This is a genomic window from Geomonas azotofigens (assembly GCF_018919395.1).
Taxonomy (GTDB): Bacteria; Desulfobacterota; Desulfuromonadia; order Geobacterales; family Geobacteraceae; genus Geomonas; species Geomonas azotofigens.
Genome location: NZ_JAHLME010000001.1, coordinates 705,450 through 731,070, shown reverse-complemented (window position 1 = coordinate 731,070; position 25,621 = coordinate 705,450). Strand labels below are relative to the sequence as shown.

General features: G+C 62.8%; 19 protein-coding genes. 5 read left to right on the top strand and 14 right to left on the bottom strand.

What is annotated here, in order from left to right; genetic code table 11:
- Positions 1 to 336: 336 nt before the first annotated feature.
- The 5 genes from KOL99_RS03235 to KOL99_RS03215 all read right to left on the bottom strand — a co-directional run bounded on the left by KOL99_RS03235 (position 337) and on the right by KOL99_RS03215 (position 3,574).
- Positions 337 to 849: a hemerythrin domain-containing protein gene (locus KOL99_RS03235; protein ID WP_216509039.1), complete on the bottom strand. Its 513-nt coding sequence runs from the start codon at positions 847 to 849 to the stop codon at positions 337 to 339.
- A 99-nt stretch (positions 850 to 948) separates the two neighbouring features.
- Positions 949 to 1,512 carry a quinol:electron acceptor oxidoreductase subunit ActD gene (locus tag KOL99_RS03230; protein WP_216509038.1) on the bottom strand — a complete coding sequence of 188 codons (564 nt, stop codon included), beginning with the start codon at positions 1,510 to 1,512 and terminating at the stop codon, positions 949 to 951.
- Between the two features lie 43 nt (positions 1,513 to 1,555).
- Positions 1,556 to 1,741, bottom strand: a complete 186-nt coding sequence (locus KOL99_RS03225) for a DUF6496 domain-containing protein (RefSeq protein WP_129124983.1) — start codon at positions 1,739 to 1,741, stop codon at positions 1,556 to 1,558.
- Positions 1,742 to 1,760: 19 nt separating this feature from the next.
- Positions 1,761 to 1,913 carry a DUF3309 family protein gene (locus tag KOL99_RS03220; protein ID WP_216509037.1) on the bottom strand — a complete coding sequence of 51 codons (153 nt, stop codon included), beginning with the start codon at positions 1,911 to 1,913 and terminating at the stop codon, positions 1,761 to 1,763.
- A 35-nt stretch (positions 1,914 to 1,948) separates the two neighbouring features.
- On the bottom strand, positions 1,949 to 3,574 hold the full coding sequence (locus KOL99_RS03215) for an AsmA family protein (RefSeq protein ID WP_216509036.1): 1,626 nt from the start codon (positions 3,572 to 3,574) through the stop codon (positions 1,949 to 1,951).
- 259 nt (positions 3,575 to 3,833) lie between these two features.
- Here KOL99_RS03215 and ku point away from each other — a divergent pair, with 259 nt between their 5' ends.
- The 4 genes from ku to KOL99_RS03195 all read left to right on the top strand — a co-directional run bounded on the left by ku (position 3,834) and on the right by KOL99_RS03195 (position 7,924).
- Positions 3,834 to 4,610 carry a non-homologous end joining protein Ku gene (ku, locus tag KOL99_RS03210; RefSeq protein ID WP_216509035.1) on the top strand — a complete coding sequence of 259 codons (777 nt, stop codon included), beginning with the start codon at positions 3,834 to 3,836 and terminating at the stop codon, positions 4,608 to 4,610.
- Positions 4,611 to 4,899: 289 nt separating this feature from the next.
- Complete coding sequence (locus KOL99_RS03205; RefSeq protein WP_216509034.1) at positions 4,900 to 5,628, top strand: SRPBCC family protein; 729 nt, start codon at positions 4,900 to 4,902, stop codon at positions 5,626 to 5,628.
- 39 nt (positions 5,629 to 5,667) lie between these two features.
- Positions 5,668 to 6,888: a zinc-dependent alcohol dehydrogenase gene (locus tag KOL99_RS03200; protein ID WP_216509033.1), complete on the top strand. Its 1,221-nt coding sequence runs from the start codon at positions 5,668 to 5,670 to the stop codon at positions 6,886 to 6,888.
- 73 nt (positions 6,889 to 6,961) lie between these two features.
- A complete protein-coding gene (locus KOL99_RS03195; RefSeq protein WP_216509032.1) occupies positions 6,962 to 7,924 on the top strand; it encodes a YihY/virulence factor BrkB family protein in 963 nt (320 codons plus the stop codon).
- Positions 7,925 to 8,074: 150 nt separating this feature from the next.
- Here KOL99_RS03195 and KOL99_RS03190 read toward each other — a convergent pair whose 3' ends face one another.
- From KOL99_RS03190 to KOL99_RS03150, 9 genes are all read right to left on the bottom strand, one after another.
- On the bottom strand, positions 8,075 to 8,518 hold the full coding sequence (locus tag KOL99_RS03190; RefSeq protein ID WP_236025747.1) for a CHRD domain-containing protein: 444 nt from the start codon (positions 8,516 to 8,518) through the stop codon (positions 8,075 to 8,077).
- 11 nt (positions 8,519 to 8,529) lie between these two features.
- Positions 8,530 to 11,889 (bottom strand): maltose alpha-D-glucosyltransferase, encoded by a 3,360-nt coding sequence (treS, locus tag KOL99_RS03185; RefSeq protein ID WP_216509030.1) that lies wholly within the window; start codon positions 11,887 to 11,889, stop codon positions 8,530 to 8,532.
- Positions 11,890 to 12,087: 198 nt separating this feature from the next.
- On the bottom strand, positions 12,088 to 14,067 hold the full coding sequence (locus tag KOL99_RS03180; RefSeq protein WP_216509029.1) for an alpha-1,4-glucan--maltose-1-phosphate maltosyltransferase: 1,980 nt from the start codon (positions 14,065 to 14,067) through the stop codon (positions 12,088 to 12,090).
- Between the two features lie 64 nt (positions 14,068 to 14,131).
- Positions 14,132 to 17,116 carry a malto-oligosyltrehalose synthase gene (locus KOL99_RS03175; RefSeq protein WP_216509028.1) on the bottom strand — a complete coding sequence of 995 codons (2,985 nt, stop codon included), beginning with the start codon at positions 17,114 to 17,116 and terminating at the stop codon, positions 14,132 to 14,134.
- A 13-nt stretch (positions 17,117 to 17,129) separates the two neighbouring features.
- Positions 17,130 to 19,574 carry a DUF3536 domain-containing protein gene (locus KOL99_RS03170; protein WP_216509027.1) on the bottom strand — a complete coding sequence of 815 codons (2,445 nt, stop codon included), beginning with the start codon at positions 19,572 to 19,574 and terminating at the stop codon, positions 17,130 to 17,132.
- A complete protein-coding gene (gene treZ / locus KOL99_RS03165; RefSeq protein ID WP_216509026.1) occupies positions 19,561 to 21,453 on the bottom strand; it encodes a malto-oligosyltrehalose trehalohydrolase in 1,893 nt (630 codons plus the stop codon). Before treZ ends, KOL99_RS03170 begins: the two co-directional genes overlap by 14 nt.
- Positions 21,454 to 21,769: 316 nt before the next feature.
- Positions 21,770 to 22,210 carry a ferritin-like domain-containing protein gene (locus KOL99_RS03160; protein WP_216509025.1) on the bottom strand — a complete coding sequence of 147 codons (441 nt, stop codon included), beginning with the start codon at positions 22,208 to 22,210 and terminating at the stop codon, positions 21,770 to 21,772.
- 108 nt (positions 22,211 to 22,318) lie between these two features.
- Positions 22,319 to 22,486 (bottom strand): hypothetical protein, encoded by a 168-nt coding sequence (locus KOL99_RS03155; protein ID WP_183344358.1) that lies wholly within the window; start codon positions 22,484 to 22,486, stop codon positions 22,319 to 22,321.
- A gap of 26 nt (positions 22,487 to 22,512) precedes the next feature.
- Positions 22,513 to 22,692 carry an SAP domain-containing protein gene (locus KOL99_RS03150; protein ID WP_216509024.1) on the bottom strand — a complete coding sequence of 60 codons (180 nt, stop codon included), beginning with the start codon at positions 22,690 to 22,692 and terminating at the stop codon, positions 22,513 to 22,515.
- Positions 22,693 to 22,837: 145 nt separating this feature from the next.
- Between KOL99_RS03150 and ligD the strand changes: the two genes are divergently transcribed.
- Positions 22,838 to 25,570: a DNA ligase D gene (gene ligD / locus KOL99_RS03145; RefSeq protein WP_216509023.1), complete on the top strand. Its 2,733-nt coding sequence runs from the start codon at positions 22,838 to 22,840 to the stop codon at positions 25,568 to 25,570.
- Positions 25,571 to 25,621 lie beyond the last annotated feature (51 nt).

Genomic DNA, 25,621 nt, shown 5'->3' with positions numbered 1-25,621 from the left:
TAAATTTGATTCATCATCTGTCATTATAATTTAGCGGGTAATAATCGCTACCACAGCAGCTCTAGTTGTTTCTCGCATTCCCGTATTGGGTGATCGGGTCGTCTCTCACAGGCTGCCATTTCGCCGAAACAGCCGCGACCATGGCTTGATGAAGAAAACTGAGTGTGAGTCGTCGCGCCGCCAGTGACACTAACACCGCCACCCTCTGAGCCAAGCATAATTTTATATCATACATTAACCAATACACAAGTAGGAAATTTCGAAAGTCGTACAAAAAGACGCCGCGCCAGTGACTTTACACTGGCGCGGCGTCAATCTTGTGCACATCGGTCGCTCCTACCCCTCAACCGGCGCCCCGCGTGAGGGCCTGCGTCCTTCCCGCTTGCTTCTTTGGAAGGCAAGGGCGATTTCGTGCTGCTGCTCCTTGCCCAACGCTTTCCTGGCCAGCGTGAACACCTCCTTCTCCTCTTCCTGCATGTGGTGCTCCACGATCTCGCCGAGTACCTGCAGCTTGGCCATCCAGCGTTCGTCATCCACCGCGAGGGACTGGAAGGTTCCCAGCATGGTCTTGGCCACCTGGTGCTCCTCGAACGCCTGCAGCACCTTGTCGCGCATCTCCTCGTTCTGCTCCAGCACGCTGTAGAAGAAGCGCTCTTCGCCTTCCATGTGCAGATCGAGCTCTTCCTCCAGCTGCGAGAACAGTTTCTGCAGGGAGGCGACGTCCTTCTTGCCTGCCTTCTGCGCCTTGTCGAAAAGGTAGCGTGCCTTTTCATGGTCCTGTTTCAGCACGTCGAAGATGGTCATCTCCGCACGGCTGTGCGACTCGCTCGTCTTCTGGCTTGTTGGCATCTCGTGTCTCCTTTGGGCGCCACGTCATCTTGCGCCGATACATGTAGGGGCGAACTTGCGTTCGCCCCCGCGTTGCAACTACCTGTTTTTTTACTGCTCCTACGCCATGCCCCTCGGCTTTGGCTTATCGGAGCTGGCGAAGTCCGCCTTGGACTCCCCCTCGGACCCGATATCGGTCGCACCGGTTTGCTTCAGGATCTCGATGGCGCGCTTTTTCCAGTCCGCGTTGTCGCAGTGCACCGAAAGGAGGATACCCCCTTCCTTGACGCGTCCCTCGTAGCGCTTGGCCTCGTACTCGGGGATGCCCATGCCGATGAGCGCCCCCGCGACCCCGCCGATGACCCCGCCTGCGCCAACACCTGCCAGGGCCGCGACGATCGGGCCCGCGGCGATGAAGGGGCCGACGCCCGGGATGGCCAGTGCGCCGATACCGGAGAGCCAGCCGAGCGCACCGCCGATCACCGCACCGGTACTCGCGCCCGCGGTCGACCCTTCCGGGACCTTGGTGTGCTTTTCGTGGGCGAAATCCTTGGTGCCGACGTTCTCGGAGAACAGCACCGAGATGTCGGTGTTACGGAAGTCCGCCGCGCGCAGCGAGTCGACTGCCTGCTCGACGCTGTCGCGGCTGCGGTAGATGCCGAAAACTGCCGTGTTCTTTGCCATGTCAGGCCTCCTTTTCTGGTACTGCCGGATTGCGGTGCCCGTCTTACTTCTTCTTCGGAGGCTCAGGCACCTTGGCTCCCTTCTCGCGCGCCTCCGAAAGCCCGATCGCCACCGCCTGCTTGCGGTCGGTCACCTTCTTGCCGCTGCCACCACTTTTCAGCTCACCCTTCTTGAACTTGTCCATCACCTCATGCACCGTTTCCTGCGCCTTCTTCCCGTACTTGGCCATTCAGGTTTCCTCCTTCGCCCTAGATCCGTCCCAGGAGCACCAGGATCAGCAGGATCAGCAGGACCAGGCCCAAGCCGCCGCTTGGGTAGTATCCCCACCCCGCGCTGTAAGGCCAGGTGGGGAGTGAACCGACGAGCAGCAAGATCACGATTATCAGCAGAATCAGTCTCATGGCTTCCTCCTTTCACGAAATCCCCTGCGGTTGCATCACTTGTGTCTGCCTAGGGCATCCACGTTCCTCTCGAAGGTGGGCAGGATGGCCTTGATGAAGGCGTTGCGGATCAGTTCCACGATCACCTGCCAAGTGCTGGTCTTCGGGTTCTGCAGCGGACCGGAGATGTCCGCCTTGGTGGCGACCTGCTCATGGGGCCTGTTTTCCAGCAACTTGGCTATGCCACCGACCAGCATCTCGTACACCTTGTGGAAGAATCCCTTGTTCTTGTCCTGGCGCCGATCGTAGACCTTCATGTCCTTGAAGAAGGGCTTGATGTAGCCGTTCACCCTGTTGTTCTTCACGTGCAGCTCCGTCACCAGCGAGAAGGTGCCGGCGGTGACGTCGAAGTTTCCGTAGCTGCGCAGGAGGTCGTTCAGCGAGACGAGCTGGGTGTTGGTTATTTTCAGGTAGAGGTCGAGGTCCGGCCCCTTGTCCTCGGGGCGGAAGGTCGCCTTGGCCTCGGTAATGCCGCTTCCCATGAACTTACCGGCCAGCCTCGCCGTAGCCGGTCCCTTGGAGAACTGGTTCGAGAAGTTGTCCAGGTAGAGGTTCGCGTCGGATAGGAACAGGCGGACATTTTTGCCGCCGTAGTTGTTGATGAACCCGAGGTTTGACTCGGTCACGCTGAAGTGTTCGACGGTAAGGATGAGGTCGGGCTTGTTGCTGACCTCCTTGGCTGCCTTTTTGACCTTCCGGGCCCTTCTCTTCTCGGCCCCCGCCGTCGCCGCGGTGTGGATGTAGTCGAGCTTCACGCCGTTGATGGAGAGCTTCTTGAGCCGGACCGTCTGCACCTTGCGGCCGTATTCCACGTTGCCACTCGCGCTCAGGACGCCCCCCTCGATCCTGACGTTGGTGCGGGCCGCCATGGGTGCGAAGTGCGCGATGGGAACCTTGGCGAGCTCTATGGCCGCCTTCACCGCGGGGGTCGGCTCGGCCAGGAAGTTGGCCCTCCCCTTGACGGTGCCGTGCCCGCTGCCGAAGATGTCGGTCTCCAGCTGGAAGTCGGATGGGTACACCTTGTCGGGCAGATGTATGTTGCGAATATTGTTCGCGGTCAGGTCCAGTTTGGAGAGTTTCAGCGGCCTCTTGGGGTCCTGGTCGATGTAGGTGAGACTGCCGTCGGTGATCTTCAAGAGGTTGATCTTCAGAGGGTAGATGGCCTCGAAGGCCTGCTGCCACCCCTTTTGCTTCATGGGGACCTTGCTGGCCGCCTCTGATTTGAGTTGCAGCAGGTTGACGTGGACCTTGGGGCCGTCCACCCTCATGTCCCCGACAAGTTTGCCGGACAGGATCTCGCGCCACTGGACGCTGGCCCTCAGGTAGGGGAACTCCGCCACCGGCGGCTGGGGGTGGGCCTCCTGGGAAATGGTGAGCCCCTTCAAGGTGATGGAGAGGCCGATCAGGCTGAAGTGCAGCTTGGGGAGCCGTACCTTGTACCCCTTGAGGCTCTGGTTCATCCTCCGTTCCGTGGTGCGCCTGAGCGGCTCGTCGACGAAGAAGCTGGCGATGAAGACAATCAGCACCAGGGATACTATTATCCCCACGATCCAGAGCAGCACCTTGGGGACCGCGACTCCGCGGTCGGCGCCACCCAGCGCCGGTTCGTTCGGTTCAACCATAACGATCTCCAGGGGTTACGGTAGAGGGACTAAACCATGATGAAAACACGCTAATAAATGTATGCGGTGCGCCTGCTTTGTCAATTGCGGCAGGCGCTTTAAGCCCTGTCGCCACCGCAAATATTGACGCGGCAAACGAGCGGGCTTCCAGACAGGCCGCTGTGATGTTCATGGGCTCGTTGTGGCAATGATGGTAAAATGCGAGCTGTACCAGAACAAGACGCCGGCAAGGAAAGGTCTGCACCCGAGGAGGTTAACTATGAGAGCGATGTGGTCCGGTTCGATAAGCTTTGGCCTGGTGAACATCCCCGTGAAACTTTACAGTGGCTCGCAGAGCAACTCGCTCGATCTGGACATGCTGCGCAAGAACGACCTCTGCCCGATCAAGTATCTGCGGGTCTGCAAGACCGACAACAAGGAAGTCCCCTACGAGGAGATCGTCAAGGGGTATGAGTACAGTGACGGTGAGTACATCGTGCTTACCGACAAGGATTTCGAGAGCGCGAGCCTGGAAAAGACGCACCTGATCGACATCGTCGACTTCGTCGACGAAAAGGAGATCGACACCCGGTACTTCGAGAAGCCGTACTACCTGGAGCCGGACAAGAGCGGGCCCAAGGCCTATGCGCTACTCAGGGAGGCGCTCAAACGCTCCGGGAAGGTGGGGGTGGCTTACTACGTGCTGAGAAACCGCGGCAGCCTGGGCATCGTCCGTCCGCTGGACGACCTGCTGGTCTTGAACCAGATCCGCTACGCCGCCGAGGTGCGAGACGCCTCCGACCTTAAGCTGCCCGGCAACGAGCAGGTGCGGGAGCAGGAGGTTAGCCTGGCGTTGTCGCTCATCGACCAGTTGACGGTGAAGTTCGACCCGGCCAAGTACAAGGACCAGTACATCGACGACCTGAAGCGGATGATCGAAGAGAAGGCGCAGGGTCGCCAGCCCGCCCCGGTGAAGGCCGCACCGCCGCCGAAGGTGGCCGACATGATGGCCCTCTTGAAGGAGAGCCTGAAGCAGAAACGCAAAGAGGCGGCGTAGCCGGCGCTTGGCAAACCGCAGCGCAGAGTCCCCTCCCCCTCCCCAGCCCTCCCCCTCCGGGGGAGGGTGCTCCACGCGCACCACATTCTCCCGGCACACTTTCCCCAGCTCTCCCCAGCCCCCTATTTATACCCTCCTAGGTTGCCATGACTCCATGGTCCCATCGCTCCTACAACTCCCATAATTCGCTCCCTCCCGTTGCAATCCCGTCTTCGTATGTTAGCTTGTTCTAATTCAAAAACCGGTCTTAATAAGAGCGAGTGCCAACAGCTTCCAAGGAGGATCAGGTATGGAACCGAGTGAAACCGAACGCGGCCAGTCGAGAGAATGGCGAAGAGACCGGCGGGTGAACGTAGGTCCCGCCGAGAGGAAGGCATCCGTGGTCGGCGGGGCCGCCCTGGCGGTATCGGGGCTCAGATGCATCAGCAAGAGGGACTACGCCTCGGGCCTGGCGATGATGATCGCGGGAGGGATGTTGCTGTACCGGGGCCAAACCGGGCACTGCGGCATCTACGACGCGATGGGGGTCGACACCGTGCACACGCACAACTCCGCCTTGACCATAACCAAGGCGGTCACCATCGGTCTGCCGCCACAGGAGGTTTACGAATTCTGGCGCAACCTCGAGAACCTACCGCGCTTCATGAGACACCTGGAGTCGGTGCAGGTGACCGGGGCGCGCACCTCGCACTGGAAGGCGGTCGGCCCGGGCGGCATCAGCGCCGAGTGGGACGCGGAGATGATGGAAGACACGCCGGGCCAGCAGATCAGCTGGCATTCGGTGGGCGAGGCGGACGTACCAAACAAGGGGAGCGTGGAGTTCAAGGAGGCGCCGGGACACCGGGGTACCGAGGTGAAGGTCACCATCGACTACTATCCTCCCGGCGGCGGTGCGGGGAAGGTGGCGGCCAAGCTTGCCCAGGGGATCAACGCCCAGCAGCTCGAGGAAGACCTGAAAAGGCTCAAGCAGATCCTGGAAGTGGGAGAAGAAACGACGGCACGGCGCACGGTCGAATAAACGCTATCCCGCCGGGCACCCGGTGGACAAGGAGGGTATATGAGGGCGGTATGCTGGCACGGCAAGCACGACGTGCGGGTTGACGAGGTGGCGGACCCGCAAATCGTCAGTATGGGGGATGTCATCGTCAAGGTCGCTCTGACCTGCATCTGCGGCTCCGATCTGCACCTGTATAACGGCTACGTCCCCACCATGAAGAAAGGGGACATCATGGGGCACGAGTTCGTCGGGGAAATCATCGAAGTGGGAAGCGGCGTCAAACGCTTCCATGTCGGCGACCGGGTCATCGTCCCCTTCCCGATCTCCTGCGGCGTCTGCTGGTACTGCAAGCACGAGCTCTGGTCTCTGTGCGACAACTCCAACCCCAACTCCTGGATGCTGGAACACCTCTACGGCGACACCGGCGGCGGCATCTTCGGCTATTCGCACATGTACGGCGGCTTCTCCGGCGGCCAAGCGGAGTACGTCCGGGTCCCGTTCGCCGATGTCGGGCTGGAGAAAATTCCCGATGGCATACCCTACGAGCAGGTGGTGCTTCTGACCGATATCTTCCCTACCGGCTACCAGGCTGCCGACAACTGCAACATCAACCCGGGCGACACCGTCGCGGTCTGGGGGTGCGGCCCCGTCGGGTTGATGGCCATGATGTCGGCACGGCACCTCGGGGCCGAGCGGGTGATCGGCATCGACCGCTTCCCCGACCGTCTGCAGATGGCGCACTCCCAATGCCGCGCCGAAGTGCTCAACTACGAGGAAGTGGACGTTGCGGAAGCACTGCAAAATATGACCGGCGGGCGCGGCCCGGACTCCTGCATCGACGCCGTAGGGCTGGAGGCGGTCGGAACCGGCATCGAGGGGATCTACGACTCGGTGAAGCAGACGCTTCGGCTGGAAAACGACCGCGCCTCGGCGCTGCGCCAGCTGACCAAGGCCTGCCGCAAGGGTGGAACACTCTCCATCGTCGGGGTCTACAGCGGCTTCATCGACAAGTTCCCCATGGGCGCCATCTTCGCCAAGGGGCTCACCCTGCACGCGGGACAGGCCCATGTACACAAGTACCTGCCGCACCTGGTCAAACTGGTCGCCGAGCAGCAACTGAACCCGTCATCGATCATCACGCACCGCCTGCCGCTCGAGCAGGCGCCCGGCGCCTACAAGACCTTCCTGAACAAGCAGGATTCCTGCATCAAAATCGTGTTGAACCCCCAAGAGTCGGCACGTACCGCCAGGCCGGGTATCGAAGAGGCGGGAGCCGTATAGACCCGCCCTCAACCCCACATGGCATGCCGCCATGGAGGGGTAACAGATACCCTCGCAAGAGGAGGAGCCCGACATGTTCTCACTGCGCAGCTACTTCAAGCTGGGTGACACCAGCTACATCGATCTGGCGAAGAAGGTCTACCACAAGTTCAGCGACGAGGACTGCCCCGAACACGCCGCCGCCATGGCCTACTACTTCCTGTTTGCGTCGTTCCCCTTCCTGCTCTTTCTCACCACCTTGATCGGCTACCTCCCGATCCCCCACCTCATGGAGTACATGCTGAACAACGCGGCCAGGTTCCTCCCGTCGGAGGCGTTTTCCTTGATCGAGAGCAACATCCGGTCGCTGTTCATGAACAAGAAGCAGGGGCTTTTGTCGTTCGGCATTCTGCTGGCCTTGTGGGCCTCCTCCAACGCCATCGTGTCGGTAATGGACGCCATGAACAACCTCTACGACGTCAAGGAGGGGCGTCCGTTCTGGAAGGTGCGCCTGATCGCCATCGGGCTGGTGCTCGGTCTCTCGCTGCTGATCCTCGGGGCGATGGTCCTGCTCATGTTCGGGGTGAAGATCGCGAACTTCGTGGCGGGGCTAATCAACTTCGGTGTTGCCTTCAAGGTCGGTTTCGTAATCGGCCTCATCCCGGTCACCTTGTTCCTCCTGGTGCTCGCCGTCGCTGTCATTTACTACTTCACGCCGGACGTGGAGCACGAGTGGAAATGGATCAGCCCGGGCGCGGTGGTGGCCATCCCCTGCTGGATCGTCATGTCCTTCGGTTTTTCTTACTACATCAACAACTTCGGCTCCTACGACAAGACCTACGGCAGCATCGGCGCCGTTATCGTGCTCTTGTTGTGGCTCTACCTGAGCGGATTGATCATCCTGGCGGGTGCCGTCATCAACGCGGTGATCGAGCACAGTTCTGAGGAAGGGAAGGAACCTGGTGAGAAGGTGGAAGGGGAACACGCCGCGGAGCGCGGCACCCATTCGAAGGGGGAATCGCAGCAGAAGGCGAAGGAAGAGGCGGCGAGGTCGTAGCGGTCATACACCGTAGTGGTGACGACAGCCCCTCCCCCCGGAGGGGGGAGGCTGGGAGGGGGGAAGGTTGCGGGAGCCGGGAATCCCCCTCCCTGTCCCTCCCCCTCCGGGGGAGGGAACGCCGGGGCAACAGGGTCGGCCGGAAAAAACTTACTGTATCTGCCCCCGGATCTCGCCCATGGGGTAGGTCACCGTCGGCACATCGACATAGGCCTCGCCGGCAGCTATGATGCGCACCAGCTCCTCGACCGTTTTCCCCTCCAGCTCTCCAATCAGATTTTCGTTGGTTATCAGCCCCTCGGATAGGATCCCCTTGAACTTGCCCATCTTCGTGGGGCCACCGAACAGCCCCACCAGCGGCGGGCCGTTCTGCCCCGGCTTGCCGTGGTGGATGTGGGCCGCAACCGGGCTGGTTATCCTGCTCACGTTGAGCTCGTAACTCATCTCGCCATCCCTGTAGATCATCTTGAGGTCGCCGCGGGCCGGCGTCTTCACGGCCGGGACCTCCTGCTGCCCCGAAAGCTTGGCCCGAAAAATCCTCTGCTCCGCCCCCGCCGGCAGGGCCGCCAGCACAGCCGTAACTACGATCGACATCTGCCATTTCCTCATGACGTTCTCCCCTTTTCAGCGCCCTCCGGCCTGGCAGCCGCCGGCCCCACGGCCAGGAGGTCGAGAATGCCGGTAAGCGGGATTGATACCCACTCCGGACGGTTGTTGAGCTCGTAACCCAGTTCGTAAATCGCCTTGTCCAGCATGAAGGTCTGCAACATGATCTCGATCTCGTCCGGCGCGGTCGGCATGAAGCGGGCTCCGGCCACCCCCTCCTTGTACGCCTGCAGGAAAACCGAGGCGCTGTAGCGATACCAGGCCTGCACCCAGGGGAGCAGGTAGGCGATGTCCTCGTCGCGCACCTGGGTGCGCTGCATGATCACCGCGTGGGCGGCGTAGTGGAAGGAACGCAGCATCCCCGCCACGTCCCGCAGCGGCGACTGCTTGATCCGGCGCTCGCTGAGCGATTTCACCGGCTCCCCTTCGAGATCGATGATGAGGAAGTTGTCACCGGTGTAGAGCAGTTGGCCGAGGTGGTAGTCGCCGTGGATGCGGGTCTTCATGGCGCTGAACTTGCGCACCATGAACTTCTGGAACACCGCGAGCACGTCGTTCTCCATGGCCAGGAGCCCCTCCGCTTCGCCGGCCACATGCTGCGGGATGCGGGCCATGTTCTTGCGCAAGAGGTCGAAGACCTTCTTGCAGCGGCTGCGCATGGACTGGTACACCGAGCGTTGGTACAGGAGCGCGAACGGCTCTGCGGAGAACCCGGGGTCGTCGTTTCGCGAGGAAAGCGCCAGGTGAAATTCCGCCGTCCTCCTGCCGATCAGGGCCACCATCTCCGGGTAGACCCCCTGGATCTGCTCCAAGAGGAGCTGCGTGTAGCCGCTGGATTCGTTGCCCGGGTGCGGCTCCAGCTTCGACTTCCTGGCCTCCTCGCGCTGGGCGAGGACACGGTCCACGAACTGTCCCACCTCTCCCAGGGTGAAGGTCCAGGCGTCGCCCTGGTTGGGGACGAAGCCCTGCAAGAGTCCCAGGGCATAGCTCTCGCCGTTGCTGCGCCGGTACTCCAGCGAGCCGGCCAGGGGCGCCACGTGCGGGAAGCGGACCCGGTCCAGGAACGTGCCGATCTCCACCTCGGGATGGGCCCCCTCCTCCATGCGCCGGTACATCTTGAAGAAGAAGCTCTTCTCGAAGAGCACCGAACTGTTGCTCTGCTCAGACTTGCCCACCTGGGAGGAGAAGGGAGTCTGCTTCCCTTCCATGAGCGCGGCCATGCCGGAAGCGGGACGCCCCGACAGCCTGCCGCTGTCGCCGCGCAGCGTCTTGCGGCGCCAGATCAGCTCGAAGAGGATCCAGCGCAGGTGGGAGTTGTGCAGTCCGTCGTAGAGCACGCCCGGGCGATCGCCGACCTTGAGCAGGCAGATCACCGCCTCCGGCGACTCCCCGAGCAGGGTTTCGCCCCCGCCGTCCATGGGTAGGTAATGCAGCGGCAGCAGGTACACCTCGGGAGCCCCTTCGCTGTAGGTGACCTCCAGGAAGGTGATCATGACCGAAGAACTGTCGATGGGGACCGAGAGCCGGTCCAGCACCGAGAAGCGCACCATGATGCGGCTCTTGCCCTGGAACCAGCGCGACTTCCTGAGATAGTCGGGCAGCACCGATTGCTCCAACTGGCGCAACCCGGCCGCCCTGAGCACGTTCTCCCACTCCCCCGTCACCGCGATCACCTCCAGCACCCCTTCCTCGCGCGGCTTGATCGTCTCACGACCATCGGTCAGAAGGAGCAGGTGGTAGTCGTACGGCCCCATGATGACGCCGTAGGGGGAGTCCTTGATGGCGGGGAAGCGGTTGCGGCTGAACATCTCCTCCGGGTAGAACCCCACGAAGCGGGGCTGGTTCACCTGCACGAACTGGGTGGCGCGGGAGAGGTTGATCAGCACCAGGATGGTCTGGTCCTCGTACTGGCGCAGCATGGCGAGCACCTTGGGGTTGTCCAGGGTGATGAATTCCAGCGTCCCCCACCCGAAGGCTCGGAACCTCTTTCTGAGGTCGATCATGCGCTTCATCCACCAGAGCAGCGACGAGGGATTCTTGGCCTGGTTCTCGACGTTACGCGCCTCGTAGTGGTACTCCGGGTCGATGATGGCCGGGAGGTAGAGCTTTTGCGGGTTGGCCGGGGAGAAGCCTGCGTTTCTGTCCGGGCTCCACTGCATCGGCGTGCGCACCCCGTTTCTGTCGCCCAGGTAGTAGTTGTCCCCCATGCCGATCTCGTCGCCGTAGTAGATGATGGGGGTGCCGGGCATGGTGAACAGGAGCACGTTCATCAGCTCGATCTTGCGCCGGTCGTCCCCCATGAGCGGCGCCAGCCGGCGCCGGATGCCGAGGTTTATGCGGGCCCTCGGGTCCCGGGCGTAGATGCGGTACATGTAGTCCCGCTCCTCGTCGGTCACCATCTCCAGGGTGAGCTCGTCGTGGTTTCTCAGGAACATGGCCCACTGGCAGTGCGGGGGGATGGCCGGGGTCTGCTGCATGATGTTGATGATGGGGAAGGAGTCCTCCATCTGCAGCGCCATGAACATGCGAGGCATGAGCGGGAAGTGGAACGCCATCTGGCAGGCGGCGCCCCCTCCGAAGTAGGAAGCGGCGTCCTCGGGCCACTGGTTCGCCTCGGCGAGCAGCATCTTGTCCGGGTACTTCGCGTCGATGTAGGCGCGCAGCTTCTTCAGGAACTCGTAGGTCTCCGGGAGGTTCTCGCAGTTGGTCCCCTCGCGCTCGTACAAGTAGGGGACCGCGTCCAGTCTGAGTCCGTCCACCCCCATGCCGAACCAGAAGTCGATGACCCGGAACATCGCTTCGTGCACCCGCGGGTTGTCGTAGTTCAGGTCGGGCTGATGCGAATAGAAGCGGTGCCAGTAGTAGCTCTTGGCGACGGGGTCGCGGGTCCAGTTGGAAACCTCGAAATCCTTGAAGATGATGCGCGCGTCCAGGTACTTGTCCGGGGTGTCGCTCCAGACGTAGAAATCGCGCCAGGGGGAGCCGGGCTTGGCGTTTCTGGACTTCTGGAACCAGGGATGCTGGTCCGAGGTGTGGTTCAGCACCAGCTCGGTGATGACCCGCATCCCCAGGGCGTGGGCTCCCTTCAGAAAGTCCTGGAAGTCGCGCAGCGTGCCGTAGTCGGGGTGGACGCTGCGGTAGTCGGCGATGTCGTAGCCGTCGTCCCTGAGCGGCGAGGGGTAGAAGGGGAGCACCCAGACGGCGGTGATGCCCAGGTCGCGCAGGTAGGGGAGCTTCTGCAGAAGGCCGCGGAAATCGCCGATGCCGTCCCCGTTGGAATCGCAGAAACTCCTGATGTGCACCTCGTAAATGACGGCGTCCTTGAACCAGAGCGGGTTCTTCTCGTTGCGAAATGGCATGACATCCCCCCCAAGAACTGCTGCAAACTCCGGACTTTCGCTCCTCCTCCCGGAGGGGGGACGCTGTGCCGATATCCGGAAGCCCCCTCCCTAGCCCTCCCCCTCCGGGGGAGGGAATTACTGTTGCCGTCTTGCTATCTTTCTGCGGCTACGCCCCCCGCCAACCCCTTGGGAGGGAGACAGGACACGGAGACATCGCTAAAAGTAGTAGTCGAAATCGGACTCGCGGCGCTGCCAGGTGCTGATCCGGTAGATGCAGGCGGGGTTCACCTGCGGGTCGAGCCGAACGGTGGTGGTGTCACCCTGCCAGATGGAATGATCGCCGCCGATCAGGTCGTGCAACAGGTAGGACTGCCCCGGCAGGACACCGAACAGCTCCAGCGGCAGGCTAAGGCGCGCCGTGCGCACCCGGAACGGGTCGAGGTTCACGGCGATCAAGAGCGACCCCTTCTTCTGTTTGGCGGTCTTGGCGTAGAAGATGACGCTGTCGTCGTCGGACGGCAGGAAGGTAAGGTTGTTGGTCTGCTGCAGCGCGACGTGGTCGCGGCGGATCCGGTTCAGGGTGATGATCAGCTCGCGGATGTTCCCCGGCGCCTTCCGGTCCCACTGGCGGATCTCGTACTTTTCCGCGTCCATGTACTCCTCGGAACCCGGCTTTTCCGGCTTCCCCACGCACAGTTCGTACGCCGGGCCGTAGATGCCGTAGCTGGAGGAAAGCGTTGCCGCAAGCGCGAGCCGGATCATGAAGGCGGGACGCCCGCCGTACTGCAGGTACTCGGTGAGGATGTCCGGCGTGTTGGGCCAGAAGTTCGGGCGCATGAATTCCTTGGTGTCGCCGCAGGTCAGTTCGGTCAGGTACTCGGTCAGCTCCCCCTTGCTGTTGCGCCAGGAAAAGTAGCTGTAGGACTGGGTGAAGCCCCCCTTGGCCAGCCGGGCCATGATTTTCGGGCGGGTGAAGGCTTCGGCCAGGAAGATGACGTTCTGGCACTTCTCCTTCGCCTGGTCGATCAGCCACTCCCACATCGGGAACGGTTTGGTGTGCGGGTTATCCACCCGGAAGATGCGCACCCCCTGGTCCATCCAGAAGAAGACGATCGACTTCAGCTCCTCCCAGAGTTCCTCCCACCGCGGGGTCTCGAAGTTGATCGGCACGATGTCCTGGTACTTCTTGGGTGGATTCTCCGCGTACTGGACGGTGCCGTCGGGGCGCCACTTGAACCACTCCGGGTGTTCCTTTAGGTAGGGATGGTCCGGCGAGCACTGGAAGGCGAGGTCGAGGGCGATCTCGATGCCCTGCTTTTCCGCCTCGCGCACCAGGTCCCGGAAATCGTCCAATGTCCCCAGTTCAGGGTGCACCGCCTTGTGTCCCCCCTGCTCCGACCCGATGGCCCAGGGGCTACCGGGATCGCCCGGCTGCGCCTCGACGGCGTTGGCCTTTCCCTTCCTTTTGCTGGAGCCGATGGGGTGGACCGGAGGGAGGTAAAGGACGTCGAAGCCGAGTTCAGCCACGTCCGGAAGGAGCGCTATGCAGTCGCGCAGCGTGCCGTGGCGCCCCTCTGCGCCGAGCGAGCGGGGGAACACCTCGTACCAGCTGCTGAAGAGCGCCTTCTTGCGGTCTACCCGGACCACCAGTTCCTTGTGGTAACGGGTGGCGAGCCCGCGGGCACAGCAGGTGCTGACCAGGTCGGAGAGGCGGCTATCGATCCCCAGTGCCACCGCCCCCTCCTGCTCCTTTTCCGCCGTGAGCGCCGCCACCGCCTCGCGCAGCCTTGCCGCGTCCTCCTCGTTGGCCTCGCCGATGGCCTGCTCCAGGATCTTCGCGCCGATCTGCAGATCCACCGCCACGTCCTGTCCCGCCTCGAACCTCTTTTGCAGGTCCCTCTGCCAGGTGCGGAAATGGTCCACCCAACCCATCAGGGTGTACTGGTAGAAGCCCGGCTCCCCCAGGACGAAGCTCCCCTCCCAGCGGTCGTTGTCCAGGCGGCGCATCTCCTTCTCCTGCCAGTCGTCTTCGCCCATCCTGCGGTAGAGGAGCAGCGCCACGACCTCGTCGTGACCGTCGCTGAAGATGTCTGCCTGCACAACCATCTCGTCGCCGGTCACCCGCTGCACCGCGAACCTGCCGCAGTCGATCTGCGGGTGCACGGCCTCGATCGCTATCCGGGCTCTCCCTTCCATAGGCTCACCTCGTTACAAGCTCCCTCCCCTGGAGGGGGAGGGCTGGGGAGGGGGAAATCTTCTCCTACACGCGCTCCAGCAGCGCCACGCTCACCTCGGAGAACAGGGTGGCCAGCGGCAGCGCCAGCCGCCCCTCGCCCCGCTCCGCCGCCACCTGCTGGCCATTGACCACGTTGCGGAAGCGCTCGCCCGCCCCTTCCGGGAGTAGCAGCACGGTGTCCTGCCAGACCGCCCCGCCCAGCGGGCTGCTCCCCTCCTCCGGCATCAGCGTTGCCACCAGCCGCGCCGCCGCCACGATCAGCGTCTTCTGGCTCCCCTTCCTGGCGAAAGCGCAGACGTGCCGCTCCCGCGCCCCCCTAGCCTCGAGCGGCAGGTACTCGCCGCTGTCGAACAGCTCCCGGTTCTCCCTGCGGAAATTGAGCACCTGGTAGATGAGGAAGAGCTTGATCCTGCCGTTCTCCCCTTGATCCAAGAGCTCGCGGCACAGGGCCTGCGCCCCGATCTCCGCCTCGCGCGCCCGGAGCTCCCGCAACGCATCGATCCTGGCGTCGTAGTCGACCTGGCGGCGGTTGTCGGGATCGACCAGGGTGAACTCGATCAGCTCCGTCCCCTGGTAGAAGTCGGGAACGCCGGGGGCGGTCATCTTCAAAAGGGCCTGGGACAGCGAGCTGAACAGCCCGCAGCGGGAAAGCCGCCTCTGCAGCGGATGGAACTCGCGCAGGAACGGGTTGCCCGGCGACTGCTCCAGGATGCCGTCGATGAAGCCGAGCACCGCATCCTCGTAGGCGGCGTTGGGGCTCACCCAACTGCTGTTGACCTTGGCTTCCCGCAGCGCCTTGACCATGTACTCCTTGATCCGCCCCCTGAAGGCATCGTACCCGGCCTGGTCGAGCTCCCCCGCGGGCCACGCACCCAGCAAGGTCTGGTAGATCAGGTATTCCTCGTTGCGGCCCGGGACGCGCTGGTTTTCGATCAGGCTGCCCCGCCCCTTGTTGATCCGGCTCCAGCGCACCACCGACTTCTGCCACAACTCCGGAAGCTCGGAGAGGGCGTCGATCCTGGTGCGCACGTCCTCGCCGCGCTTGGAATCGTGGGTCGAGGTGGCGATCATGGAGTGGGGGAAGTTCTTGTTGCGCTCCAGGTTCTGACCGTGGAAGGCCTCCAGCGTGGTGCCGAACTTGCCCGGCATGCCGCCGACGTCGTTTAAGGAGATGAGCCGGTGGTAGACGTAGAAGGCGGTGTCCTCGAGCCCCTTGGCCATGACCGGCCCGGTGATCTGCTGGAAGCGCATCGCGAAAGAGAGCCAAGCGCGGCGGCTCTCCTCGCCGGCGCGCTCGGGCGCCTTCAAGAGGAGCACGTCCCTGACGAAATCGAACACGGAGCCGCTGATGGCGGGGTTTCTTCGCTTGGCCTTGGAGACCGCCGCCTCGATGTACTGCACGTCCTTGTCGCGCACCGAGGCGGAAGTGGCGTAGGTGCGGTACACCGGGAAGCAGGCGATCACTTCGCTGATGGCGCGGGCCAGGCTGTTCAAGGTGAAGTCGCGGGTGAGGCGGTCCTCTTCGGCGATCTTGCTCAACTGGTGCGCCAGCATGTTGACCTCGCCCGAGAGCGAGACCTGCATCACCAGCTTCTTCTTTTCATAGACGATCTCGGTGAAGTCGGAGGTGCCCTGGACGAAGCGGTCGTAGATGCGGTCGAACTGCTTGGCGGCCTCCGTGTCCACAAAGATGCCGTTCACGCTGTTCAGGAACTCGTACCCGGTGCTGCCGGCCACCGGCCACTGTTCGGGGAGCTGCTCCCCCTTCATCAGGATCTTCTCCACCACGGCGTAGAGCGGCTGGTAGAAGGGATCGCGCGCCAGCTCGCGGAAGTACTCCGCCTCCGCTCCGTTGCCCCCCTCACCACCCCCCTCACCACCCCCCTCACCACCCGGCTCGCATCCGCGCAACTGCACGTACGCGCTCTTTTGCAGGTTCTGCAGGTAGGACACCGGGTCGTAGAGGCCGTCGACGTGGTCGATGCGCACCCCGGTCACCTTCCCCTCCCGGATCAGCTTGAAGAGCAGGGCATGGGTCAGGTCGTACACCGCCTGGTCTTCCATGCGAATCGCCGCCAGCGCGTTGATGTCGAAAAAGCGCCGGTAATTGATCTCCTCGGTGGCGACCCGCCAGTAGGAGAGACGGTACACCTGCTCCCGCAGCAGTTGGTCCAGGAGATCGAAACTGTTGGGTTCCCCCTTGCTGCCATTGAAAATCCTGACGTTCTCGGCGATGAACTCCATAACTTCCGGCGACTCCTGGCACAGCTGCCAGAGACGTTTCTTGATGATCTCCTTCTCCCGGTTGCGCTCCCCCATCTGCTCCGGGTCGCGCTCGGTGGCCAGCGGCAGGTGCTGCAGCCCGGTCTCGATGCTCAACAGTTCCTGGACCGGCCCGGCGTCGGGGGGGACCTTTTCTTTAAGGCTGTCCAGGCGGTGCTGCAGGATGCGGAGGTAACTACGCGGCTCGACCGGGATCTGCAGGGAATAGCACTGCACGTAGAAGGCGCCCTCGCGGAAGAGAAGCTGCAGTCCACCTCCCTCCAGCACCTTGCCGTACTGGTCGCCTAAAAGGGGCAGGAGCACCTTGCCGGTCAGCTCCTTTTTCACCGGCTCCCAGTCGATGTCGAAGAAGTGGGCGTAGGGGGAACTCATGCCGTTTTCCAGGACGTCCATCCACCAGATGTTGTCCGTGCTCTCGATGCACATGTGGTTCGGGACGAAGTCGAGGATGTGCCCCATGCCGTGACGGGAGAGCTCGTCGACCATGGCATGGTGGCTCTGCTCGTCCCCGACCTCCTTGTTCAGGATGGTCTGGTTCACCACGTCGTAGCCGTGCACGCTCCCCTCCTTGGCGGCGAGGTAGGAGGAGGCATACACGTCGCTGATGCCGAGATCGTGCAGGTAGCCGATGATCCTGGTGGCGTCGGCAAAGGTGAAACCGGCGTTGAACTGCAGCCGGTAGGTCGCGCTGGGAATGCGCGCTTCGGGCAGGTTAGGTGCTCCCATGCGTCCCCCCGGTCTAGGCCTGCGGCAGCACCGCCCCCAGGTTGAAGCGCAGGGTTTCCCCGAGCTTCCTGAATGCGTCCAGCCAGATGCCGGCCCCTTCCTCCCCAGCGGCGGAGCGGGAGAGATACTCCGGGTAAACGGTCTTGGCGAGCTGGTAGTAGTGGTTCTGCATCTGCCAGAGCACCACGTTGACGGGGATCTCGTTCAAAAGGTCCATGTACTTCTGCATCCGGGCGATCAACTTCAGGTCGGAGGGGTCCTGCACCAGTTGGCCGGACATCTCCTCCAGCCGACGCCTCATGAAGTATTCGGTACCGGGCTCCTCGATGGCGACGCCCCAGCTCCGGATCTGCCCCACGATCCGGCGCACCTGGTCCGCGTCCACCTCCTCCTCGCTCATGGCGTGCCTGAGCGCCTCGTTGAGGGCGGGCTGCGCCACGGCCATGAAAATCTGCGGCACCGGGACCCGGGTCTCCTTGACGAACTCCATGAGCGGCCGGCTACGCTCGTACATCTCCTGGTAGCTGGCGATCTCCTCCTCCATGTTCTGCCTGATGATCTGGTTGATGATCTTGCGCTGCTCGTCGCTGAAGAGGTTGATTAACGAGAAGCTGTGGGTGCCGAAGTGCTGGTCCATCAGGGTGACCAGGTCGGTGTAGAGCCCCTTGTCGAAGGCGCCGCTCATCTCCTCGCGCATGGCGGCGTAGTCCCCCGCATCGCAGACCTCCTTCACGCCCCCCTTGAAGTCATGGCTGCCGATGCGCATCACGCAGAAGGTGAGGCAGGTCTCCTCCTCGGTGATCTCGCTGGCCACGTGGATGCGCCCCATGGCCATTACCGCGTCGGCGCTGGAGAGCTTGTGGTACTCCTCCCTGGCGATGGCGTAGCAGTAGATCTGCGAGTGCTCCTCGTACTCCTCGTAAAGAGAGCTGAAAGCGAAGTGGGCCCCCACCTTGACCAGGTCGAGCCGGGTCGGGAGCACGAAGTTCTGGTAGATCCAGAGCCCGTCGTGGTGGTCGGGGATGTTGCTCTTCGCCTCCTTGAGGCGGTCCAGGAACGCCTTTTCCACGTTACCTTCGGCGATCCCCTCGGAGAGCTGCAGGGCGCGGCTCGCGTAGTCGATCACCTGCACGGTTTCAAGGCCGGAGAGCTCGTCGAAGAACCAGCCGCAGCTCGTGTACATGAGCATGGCGTGGCGCTGCATCTCCAGCATCTTGAGCGCCATGATCTTCTCGTCCTTGGAGAGCTCGCGCGAGGCGTGCCGGGCCAGGAAGCGCTCGGCCTGCTCCATGCCGCGGTCGAGGATCACCTCGATGTAGGCGTCGCGCGCCTGCCAGGGGTCCTTGAACAGTTCGCGCCCCTTCTGCTCGAAGGTCTTGGCCAGCCGGTCCCGCAGCCAGTCCAGCGAGGCGCGCAGCGGGGTGCGCCACTGCTGGTTCCATCCCTGGATGCCGCCCGAGCAGCCGCAGTCGCTGTTCCAGCGCTCGACTCCGTGGGCGCAACTCCAGGAAGTCCGCTCGCGGACCCTCACCTCCATGGCGGGGGGGCAGAGTTCCAGGTATTCGCCGTAGTTGGTGAGGCGGGCCAGGTTGTTTCCCTCGATGTGGTTCAGGCAGGAAGCGAGCGCCATGTCGCCGAACTTCTGGTGGTGGCCGTAAGTCTCGCCGTCGGTGGCGATGTGCATCAGTTGCGGCCAGTCCCGGTCCTCGGTGAAGCCGCCGACCAGCCGCCCGGCCAGGGCCTCGCCGCTGTCGAGCAGGTTCTCGAAGGCCACCGCCCGCGATATGGGACCGTCGTAGAAGAACAGGGTGATGGAGCGCCCGGAGGGGAGCTTGCAGAGGTAGGACCGGGTCGGGTCGATCTCGGCCTCGGTCCACTCCTCGGTCCCCAGCGCGCGGTACGCTTCCGCCTGGTGCGGCGCGAGCACGGTGTACTTGATCCCCTGTTCGGCCAGTATTCCCAGGGTCTCCAGGTCGACCGCGGTCTCCGCGAGCCACATCCCCTCGGGGAAGCGGCCGAAGCGCTTCTGGAAGTCCGCGATGCCCCATACCACCTGGGTGCGCTTGTCGCGCGCGTTGGCAAGCGGCATGATCATGTGGTTGTAGACCTGGGCGATGGCCGAGCCGTGGCCGGAGCGCCACTCCATGCTCTGCTTGTCCGCCGCCAGGATGGCGTTGTAGATATTGGGCGCGGCCAGTTCCATCCAGGAGAGGACGGTGGGGCCGAAGTTGAAGCTGATCTTGGCGTAATTGCTGGTGATGTCCATGACGCGGCTGTCGCCGTCCAGGATGCGCGATGCCGAGTTGGAGGCGTAGCACTCGGCGGTGATGCGCTCGTTCCAGTCGTGGTAGGGAAAGGCGGAGTCCTGTATCTCCACCGCCTCGAGCCACGGGTTTTCCCGGGGAGGCTGGTAAAAGTGCCCGTGGATGCAGACGAAACGCTCCTTAGCTTGCTCCATGGCGTCCTCCTGAAATTGTTGTGCTGTAGACCACCACGCTGAACGGGTTGATCGTAATCATGGTCCTTTGGCTCCCCTCCGCTCCCCCCTCCACCCGTTCCGGCGCCTCTTCTCCCGGACCGCGCCATTGCTGCCCGGACGAATCGAGAACCCGCTGCCAACTCCCCTGCGGCAGCGCGAGAGGGACTTCCTGCTGAATGTTGCTGAAACTGAACAGGCAGACGACCGAATTGTCGCCGCTCCACCTCCTCAGAAAGAGGACCTTCTGCTCGGGAAGGCCCGCGACCGCCATGGCATCGCGCTGGAACACCTGCAGCGCCGGGAGGCTCCCGCGCAGCGCGAAGAGCTTCTTGTAAAAGGCGAGAATCACCGCCTGCTCCCCCTCTTTCGGCGTCGCCAGGTCGATGATCGACTCTTCGAAGCTGGAGAGGGCGGCTGGGTCCGGTATTTCCCCCTCGCAGATCCCCGATGCATGCTCCTCTTGCTTTCCCTTGCGCACCAGGTCGATGAGTTCCGGGTCGCCATGGTCGATGAAGTAGTGGAAGGGGGCACGCTCGCCGTACTCTTCCCCCATGAAGAGCAGCGGCAGGTAGGGGGAGAGTATTACCGTGGCGGCCGCCAACAGGAGCTGGTTCAGGGGGAGCGTCGCGCTCAGCCGGTCGCCGCACTTTCTGTTGCCGACCTGGTCGTGGTTCTGCGAGAAGACCACGAACTGCGACCCGGGATGGTTCTCGGTGGGTCCGCCGTGGCGCCGGCGGCGGTACCGGGAATACTGGCCGGTATAGACGAAAGCCTCCTCGAAGGCCTTCTGCAACTGGCTGAACTGCCCGAAGTCCTCGTAATAACCGGTTACCTCGCCGGTGAGGAGCGCCCGCAGGGCATGGTGGAAGTTGTCGCACCATTGGGCATCGAGGCCGAAGCCGCACTTGTCCGGTGAATTGATCAGGCGCACGTCGTTGGTGTCGTTCTCGGCGAAGAGATGGATCTGCCGCCCCAGCCGCTCCCGGTGCTGGTGGATCTCGTCGGCCAGGCGGCGCAAAAGGGGCTTGGGAGTCTGGTCGAAGATCCAGTCGACGGCGTCCAGCCGCAGCGCGTCGAAGCGGAACTCGTTGATCCAATACGCCGCGTTGGCGAGGAAGTATTCCAGGACGGGGTCGCTGTCGGCTTCGTCCAGGTTGATGGCCCGCCCCCAGGGGGTGCGGTACTTGTCGGTGAAGTAGGGGCCGAAATCGTCGAGGTAGCATCCTTCCGGGCCGAAGTGGTTGTAGACCACGTCCAGCACCACGGCGAGCCCTTTCCTATGGCAGGCGTTCACCAGTCTTCTCAGCCCTTCCGGACCGCCGTAGTTGCTCTGCGGCGCGAAGTGGTACACGCCGTCGTAGCCCCAGTTGCGCTTGCCGGGGCATTGGGAAACCGGCATCAGTTCGACCGCGGTGATGCCCAGGTCGACCAGGTAGTCGAGGTGCTGGATCACCGATTCGAAGGTCCCGTCCTTGGTGAAGGTGCCGACATGGATCTCGTAGATCCGGTACCGTTCCAACGGGATCCCCTGCCACCCCTCCTCGGTCCACTGGAACTGGTCCGGGTCGACCACCTGCGAGGCCTCATGGACGCCATCGGGCTGGCAACGCGACACCGGGTCGGGATAGGTCTTCCCGGAGTCGAGCTGGTAGAGATAGCGGTCGCCGTGGTCCACGCCGGGGACGGTGATCGAGTAGTATCCCTTTCCCTCCGGCTGCATGACCACCGTCCCGGTTGCCTTGCCGGAGAGGATCAGGACATTGACCGTCTTGGACTTGGGGGCCCAGACCCGGAACTGCGTCCCCCCCTCCTTCAAGACCGTAGCCCCCAGTTCGACGCGCCAGCCACTCGCTACCATATCCACCTCCGCCAGCCTTGGCGGCCCCACTCATGAGATCGCCGCCGCCAACATGAAAAAATACTCACCAAAGATACATTAGTGATTGTTCATGTCAACGTCCCGCGAGACGCACTTTCGCAGAAGATGAGGACCGGAGGGTGCGCTGTTAATGAAAAAAAAGAGCCCGGATCCTAGGATCCGGGCTGCTCCGTAAACACGGTTCAGCGCAGGCGGGCGTACCGCCGCGCTAACGCAAAAACCACCGGGACCGCTTGGGTGACTGCCCCGGTGGTTTCCTTGTCAACCGTCCATTGTCAATTGTCCGTTGTCTTCCTTACTTGCGCAGGGTGGGGATCGCTTCGCGGATGAAGGAGAGGTGGCGCTGCTCGTCGGCGTAGTTGGCGCGCACTATGGCCGAGATGTCCACCGGGAAGTCGAGCTTCGCGGCCTCCTCGTAGCGGCTGGTGGTCAGGCGCTCGTTGCTCTCCATCGCCTCCAGCGCCCCTTTCGAGCCGGTCAGGCTACGCAGGGCCGTGAAGCCGGAGATCAGGAACCCCTTGAAATCCGAGGTCAGCTCCGGCGGGGTCCCGCCCAGCTCCAGCATCTTCGCGGAGAGGAGGTCGATGTGCTTGCGGTGGTCCGCCTGGAACTGGATCAGCTTGTCCTTGATGACCACCTCGTTCACGTTCTTGATGGCCTGGTCATAGGCGTGGGTGGCATCCACGTCAAGCTGGATCAGTTTTTCCAATTGGTCGAGAATGTCGTCTCTGTTCATGCTTTCCTCCGGATCAGCTTTAGGTATTTGTTTGCACGCGGTTCACATCCCGCGGGAAAACCGCTCTCCCCCCCTGCAGTCAGCATGCAACGCGATAACATGACGACCTTATTCCTCCCGCATCTTCTCGATCAGGACCCAATCGTGACCCGTCGACTTGTGGTGGTTCTCCCCCGCCTCGCGCGCCATTTCCCTGCTGCTCAACCAGTCCGTTATGGCGCCGCAGCCGTCCTTGCAGTCCGGCAGGTAAATGTACTTGGTGTAGTCGAAGTCCATGTGGCGCCTCCTCTCCAGACAGGTTGTCAGTTGCAGTCCTCGGCCCAGAGGCAGCCCTGCTGCCCGCATTGGGACGACTGCCCCGAGTCGAAACACGCGATGTTCCCTTCTTTGGTTTGGATGAGGCGGATGAGCTCGCCCTTTTTCAGCTTGCCGCAGGAGATGTTCATCCCTTGGGCTATTTCCTTGATGTCCTGGACCTTCATGCTTCTTCTCCTTTCTGGTGCCCTGTCCGGGCTTTAATGGGCCAAAATTGGCAACGCCTAATAATCTAGCCGCCGGTCTTCTTTTGTCAATCTCCCGGTTCCTGCTGCTGTGATAGACTCATGTGCAGCCAAAGGAGGTGTTCTCATGGGACTGGAGGAGTATCAGCGCAAGAGGGATCTGAGCAAAACGCCTGAGCCGCATGGGAAAGGCGGGCGTTCGGAGCGGGCGCTGCGTTTCGTGGTCCACAAGCACGCCGCCTCCCACCTGCATTACGATTTCCGCCTGGAGATCGACGGGGTTTTGAAGAGTTGGGCGATCCCCAAGGGGCCGTCGCTCGACCCTGCGGTGAAGCGTCTGGCCATGATGGTGGAGGACCACCCGTACGAGTACGGGGATTTCGAGGGAGTCATCCCCAAGGGGAACTATGGCGCCGGCGAGGTGATCATTTGGGATGCCGGCACCTTCCATGCTGTCGGGAGTGAGGAACGTGAGCAGAGTCTCAAGCTTTTGCGCGAGGGGTTGCAGAAGGGGGATCTGAAGTTCGTCCTGCATGGCGAGAAGCTCAACGGAGAGTTCGCCCTGGTGCGCATCAAGGGCGACAAGGGGAACTCGTGGCTGCTGATCAAGAAAAAGGACCGGTTTGCCGGCAGCGAGGATGTGACCCTCCAGGAGCGTTCAGTGGTGAGCAACGCCACCATCGAGGACGTGCGGGCCGGCAGGCTGCCGCAGCGCCCACCAGTCCAGGCCCACCAGGCTTCCCCCCACCCGCCCTCCCCCCTCCAGGGGGAGGAGCAAGCCATCCCCGCCCCCCCCGCTTCTATGAGTTCCACCATCTCCACCAACTCTCCCGGGTCCACCGAGTCCACCGAGTCCACCGGGTCCACCGGGTCCACTTCGTCCACCGGGTCCACCGGGTCCACCGGGTCCACCGGGTCCACCGGGTCCACCGTTCCAGCCGGGGCCTGCCGCCAGCTTTCGCCCATGCTCGCCTCCTCCGCCGCCGAGCCCTTTGACGACCCCGACTGGCTCTTTGAAATCAAGCTTGACGGCTACCGCGCCATCGCCGAAGTTTCCGGGCAGCACGTCGCGCTCTACTCGCGCAACAACCTATCCTTCAACAAGAAGTTTCCCACGGTCGTCGCCGCGCTGGCCTCCCTCGGTGTCGAGGCCGTCTTCGACGGCGAGGTGGTGGTCGTCGACGAAAGCGGCCGCTCCTATTTTCAACTACTGCAAAACTACCAGCGCACCGGCCGCGGCAACATCGTCTACTTCGTCTTCGACCTCCTCTACCTCAACGGTGAGGACCTGCGCAACCAGCCGCTTTTGGCCCGCAAGGAGCGACTGCGTGCCCTGCTCCCCGACCTCCCCGAAGTCCGCTACAGCGACCACGTCATGGAGTCCGGCAAGGAGTTCTTCGAGCTTGCGCGCCAGAACAACCTGGAGGGGATCCTGGCCAAACGTGCCGCGGGCCTGTACCAGGCGGGCAAGAGAAGCAAGGAGTGGTTGAAAATCAAGGTGCGGTTCCAGCAGGAAGCGGTCATCTGCGGCTTCACCCAGCCGCGCCGAAGCCGCAAAGGTCTCGGCGCATTGGTGCTCGGGGTCTACGAGGACGACCGCCTGGTCTGCATCGGCTTCGCCGGCGGGGGCTTCGACGACAAGGGGCTCAAGGAGATGAACGACCTGCTGCAGCCGCTGGTGCAGGATAACTCCCCCTTCCAGCAGCCGGTCAAGTCCGAGATGCCGATCACCTGGGTGAGGCCGGAACTGGTCTGCGAGGTGGAGTTTTCCGAGTGGACCGACGAGAACGTGATGCGCCAGCCCATTTACCTGGGGCTGAGGGAGGACAAGGACCCGAAAACCGTGGTGCGCGAACTCGTGGGCTCCGCTCCCCCTCCGCTCCCCGAGCCCGAAACGGAGTCCCCTCCCAGCCCGCGCACCGGTCAGCGCAAGAAAGGGACGAGCGGCAAGAAAGGGCAGGAAGAAGTGCTGATCCTGGACGGCCACCGGCTGGAGCTTTCCAACCTGGACAAGGTCTTCTGGCCGGAGCAGGGGTACACCAAGGGGGACGTCATCAACTACTACCGGACCATGGCCCACGCCATGCTCCCCCACCTGGTGGACCGCCCGGAGTCCCTGTACCGCACCCCTAACGGGATCAGCGAGCCCGGCTTTTTCCAGAAGGAGGCGGGCGAACTGCCGCCGTCCTGGATCACCACCCGCGAGATCTACTCCAAGCACGTGGACAAGAACATCAAGTTCTTCGTCTGCCAGGACGAGGCGACCCTGGTCTATATGGCCAACCTCGGCTGCATCGAAATCAACCCCTGGCTGTCACGCCTGCAAAACCTCGACTCCCCGGACTACTTCGTGATCGACCTCGACCCGGAGGATATCCCCTTCGCCAAGGTGATCGAGACGGCCTTGGCGGTGCGGGAGGTGCTGGACCGTGCCGGCGCGGCGAGCTTTCCCAAGACCTCCGGTGCAACCGGCATTCACATCTACGTCCCGCTGGGCGCCAAGTACGACTACGACGCTGCGGGCGAGTTCGCCCGGGTCATCGCCACCCTGGTGCACCACAAGGTCCCCGAGTTCACCAGCATCCTGCGCAGCCCAAAGCTGCGCCAGAAAAAGGTCTACCTCGACTTCCTGCAGAACAAGCCTGGCCAGACCCTTGCCGCCCCCTACAGCATCCGTCCCAGGCCGGGCGCAACCGTGTCCGCCCCGCTCAAATGGGAGGAGGTGAAGCTGGGCCTTGATCCCAGCCAGTTCACCATCGCCACCATGCCAGGACGGTTGGAACACCTGGGCGACCTGTTCGCGGGGGTCCTGGGGCCGGGGATTGACCTGGAGCAATGCATCGAGAACCTGGAGCGGTAGATGAGGAGTGTGGGGGAGCGGAGCTAAGAAATTAAAAAAAAATACAAGATG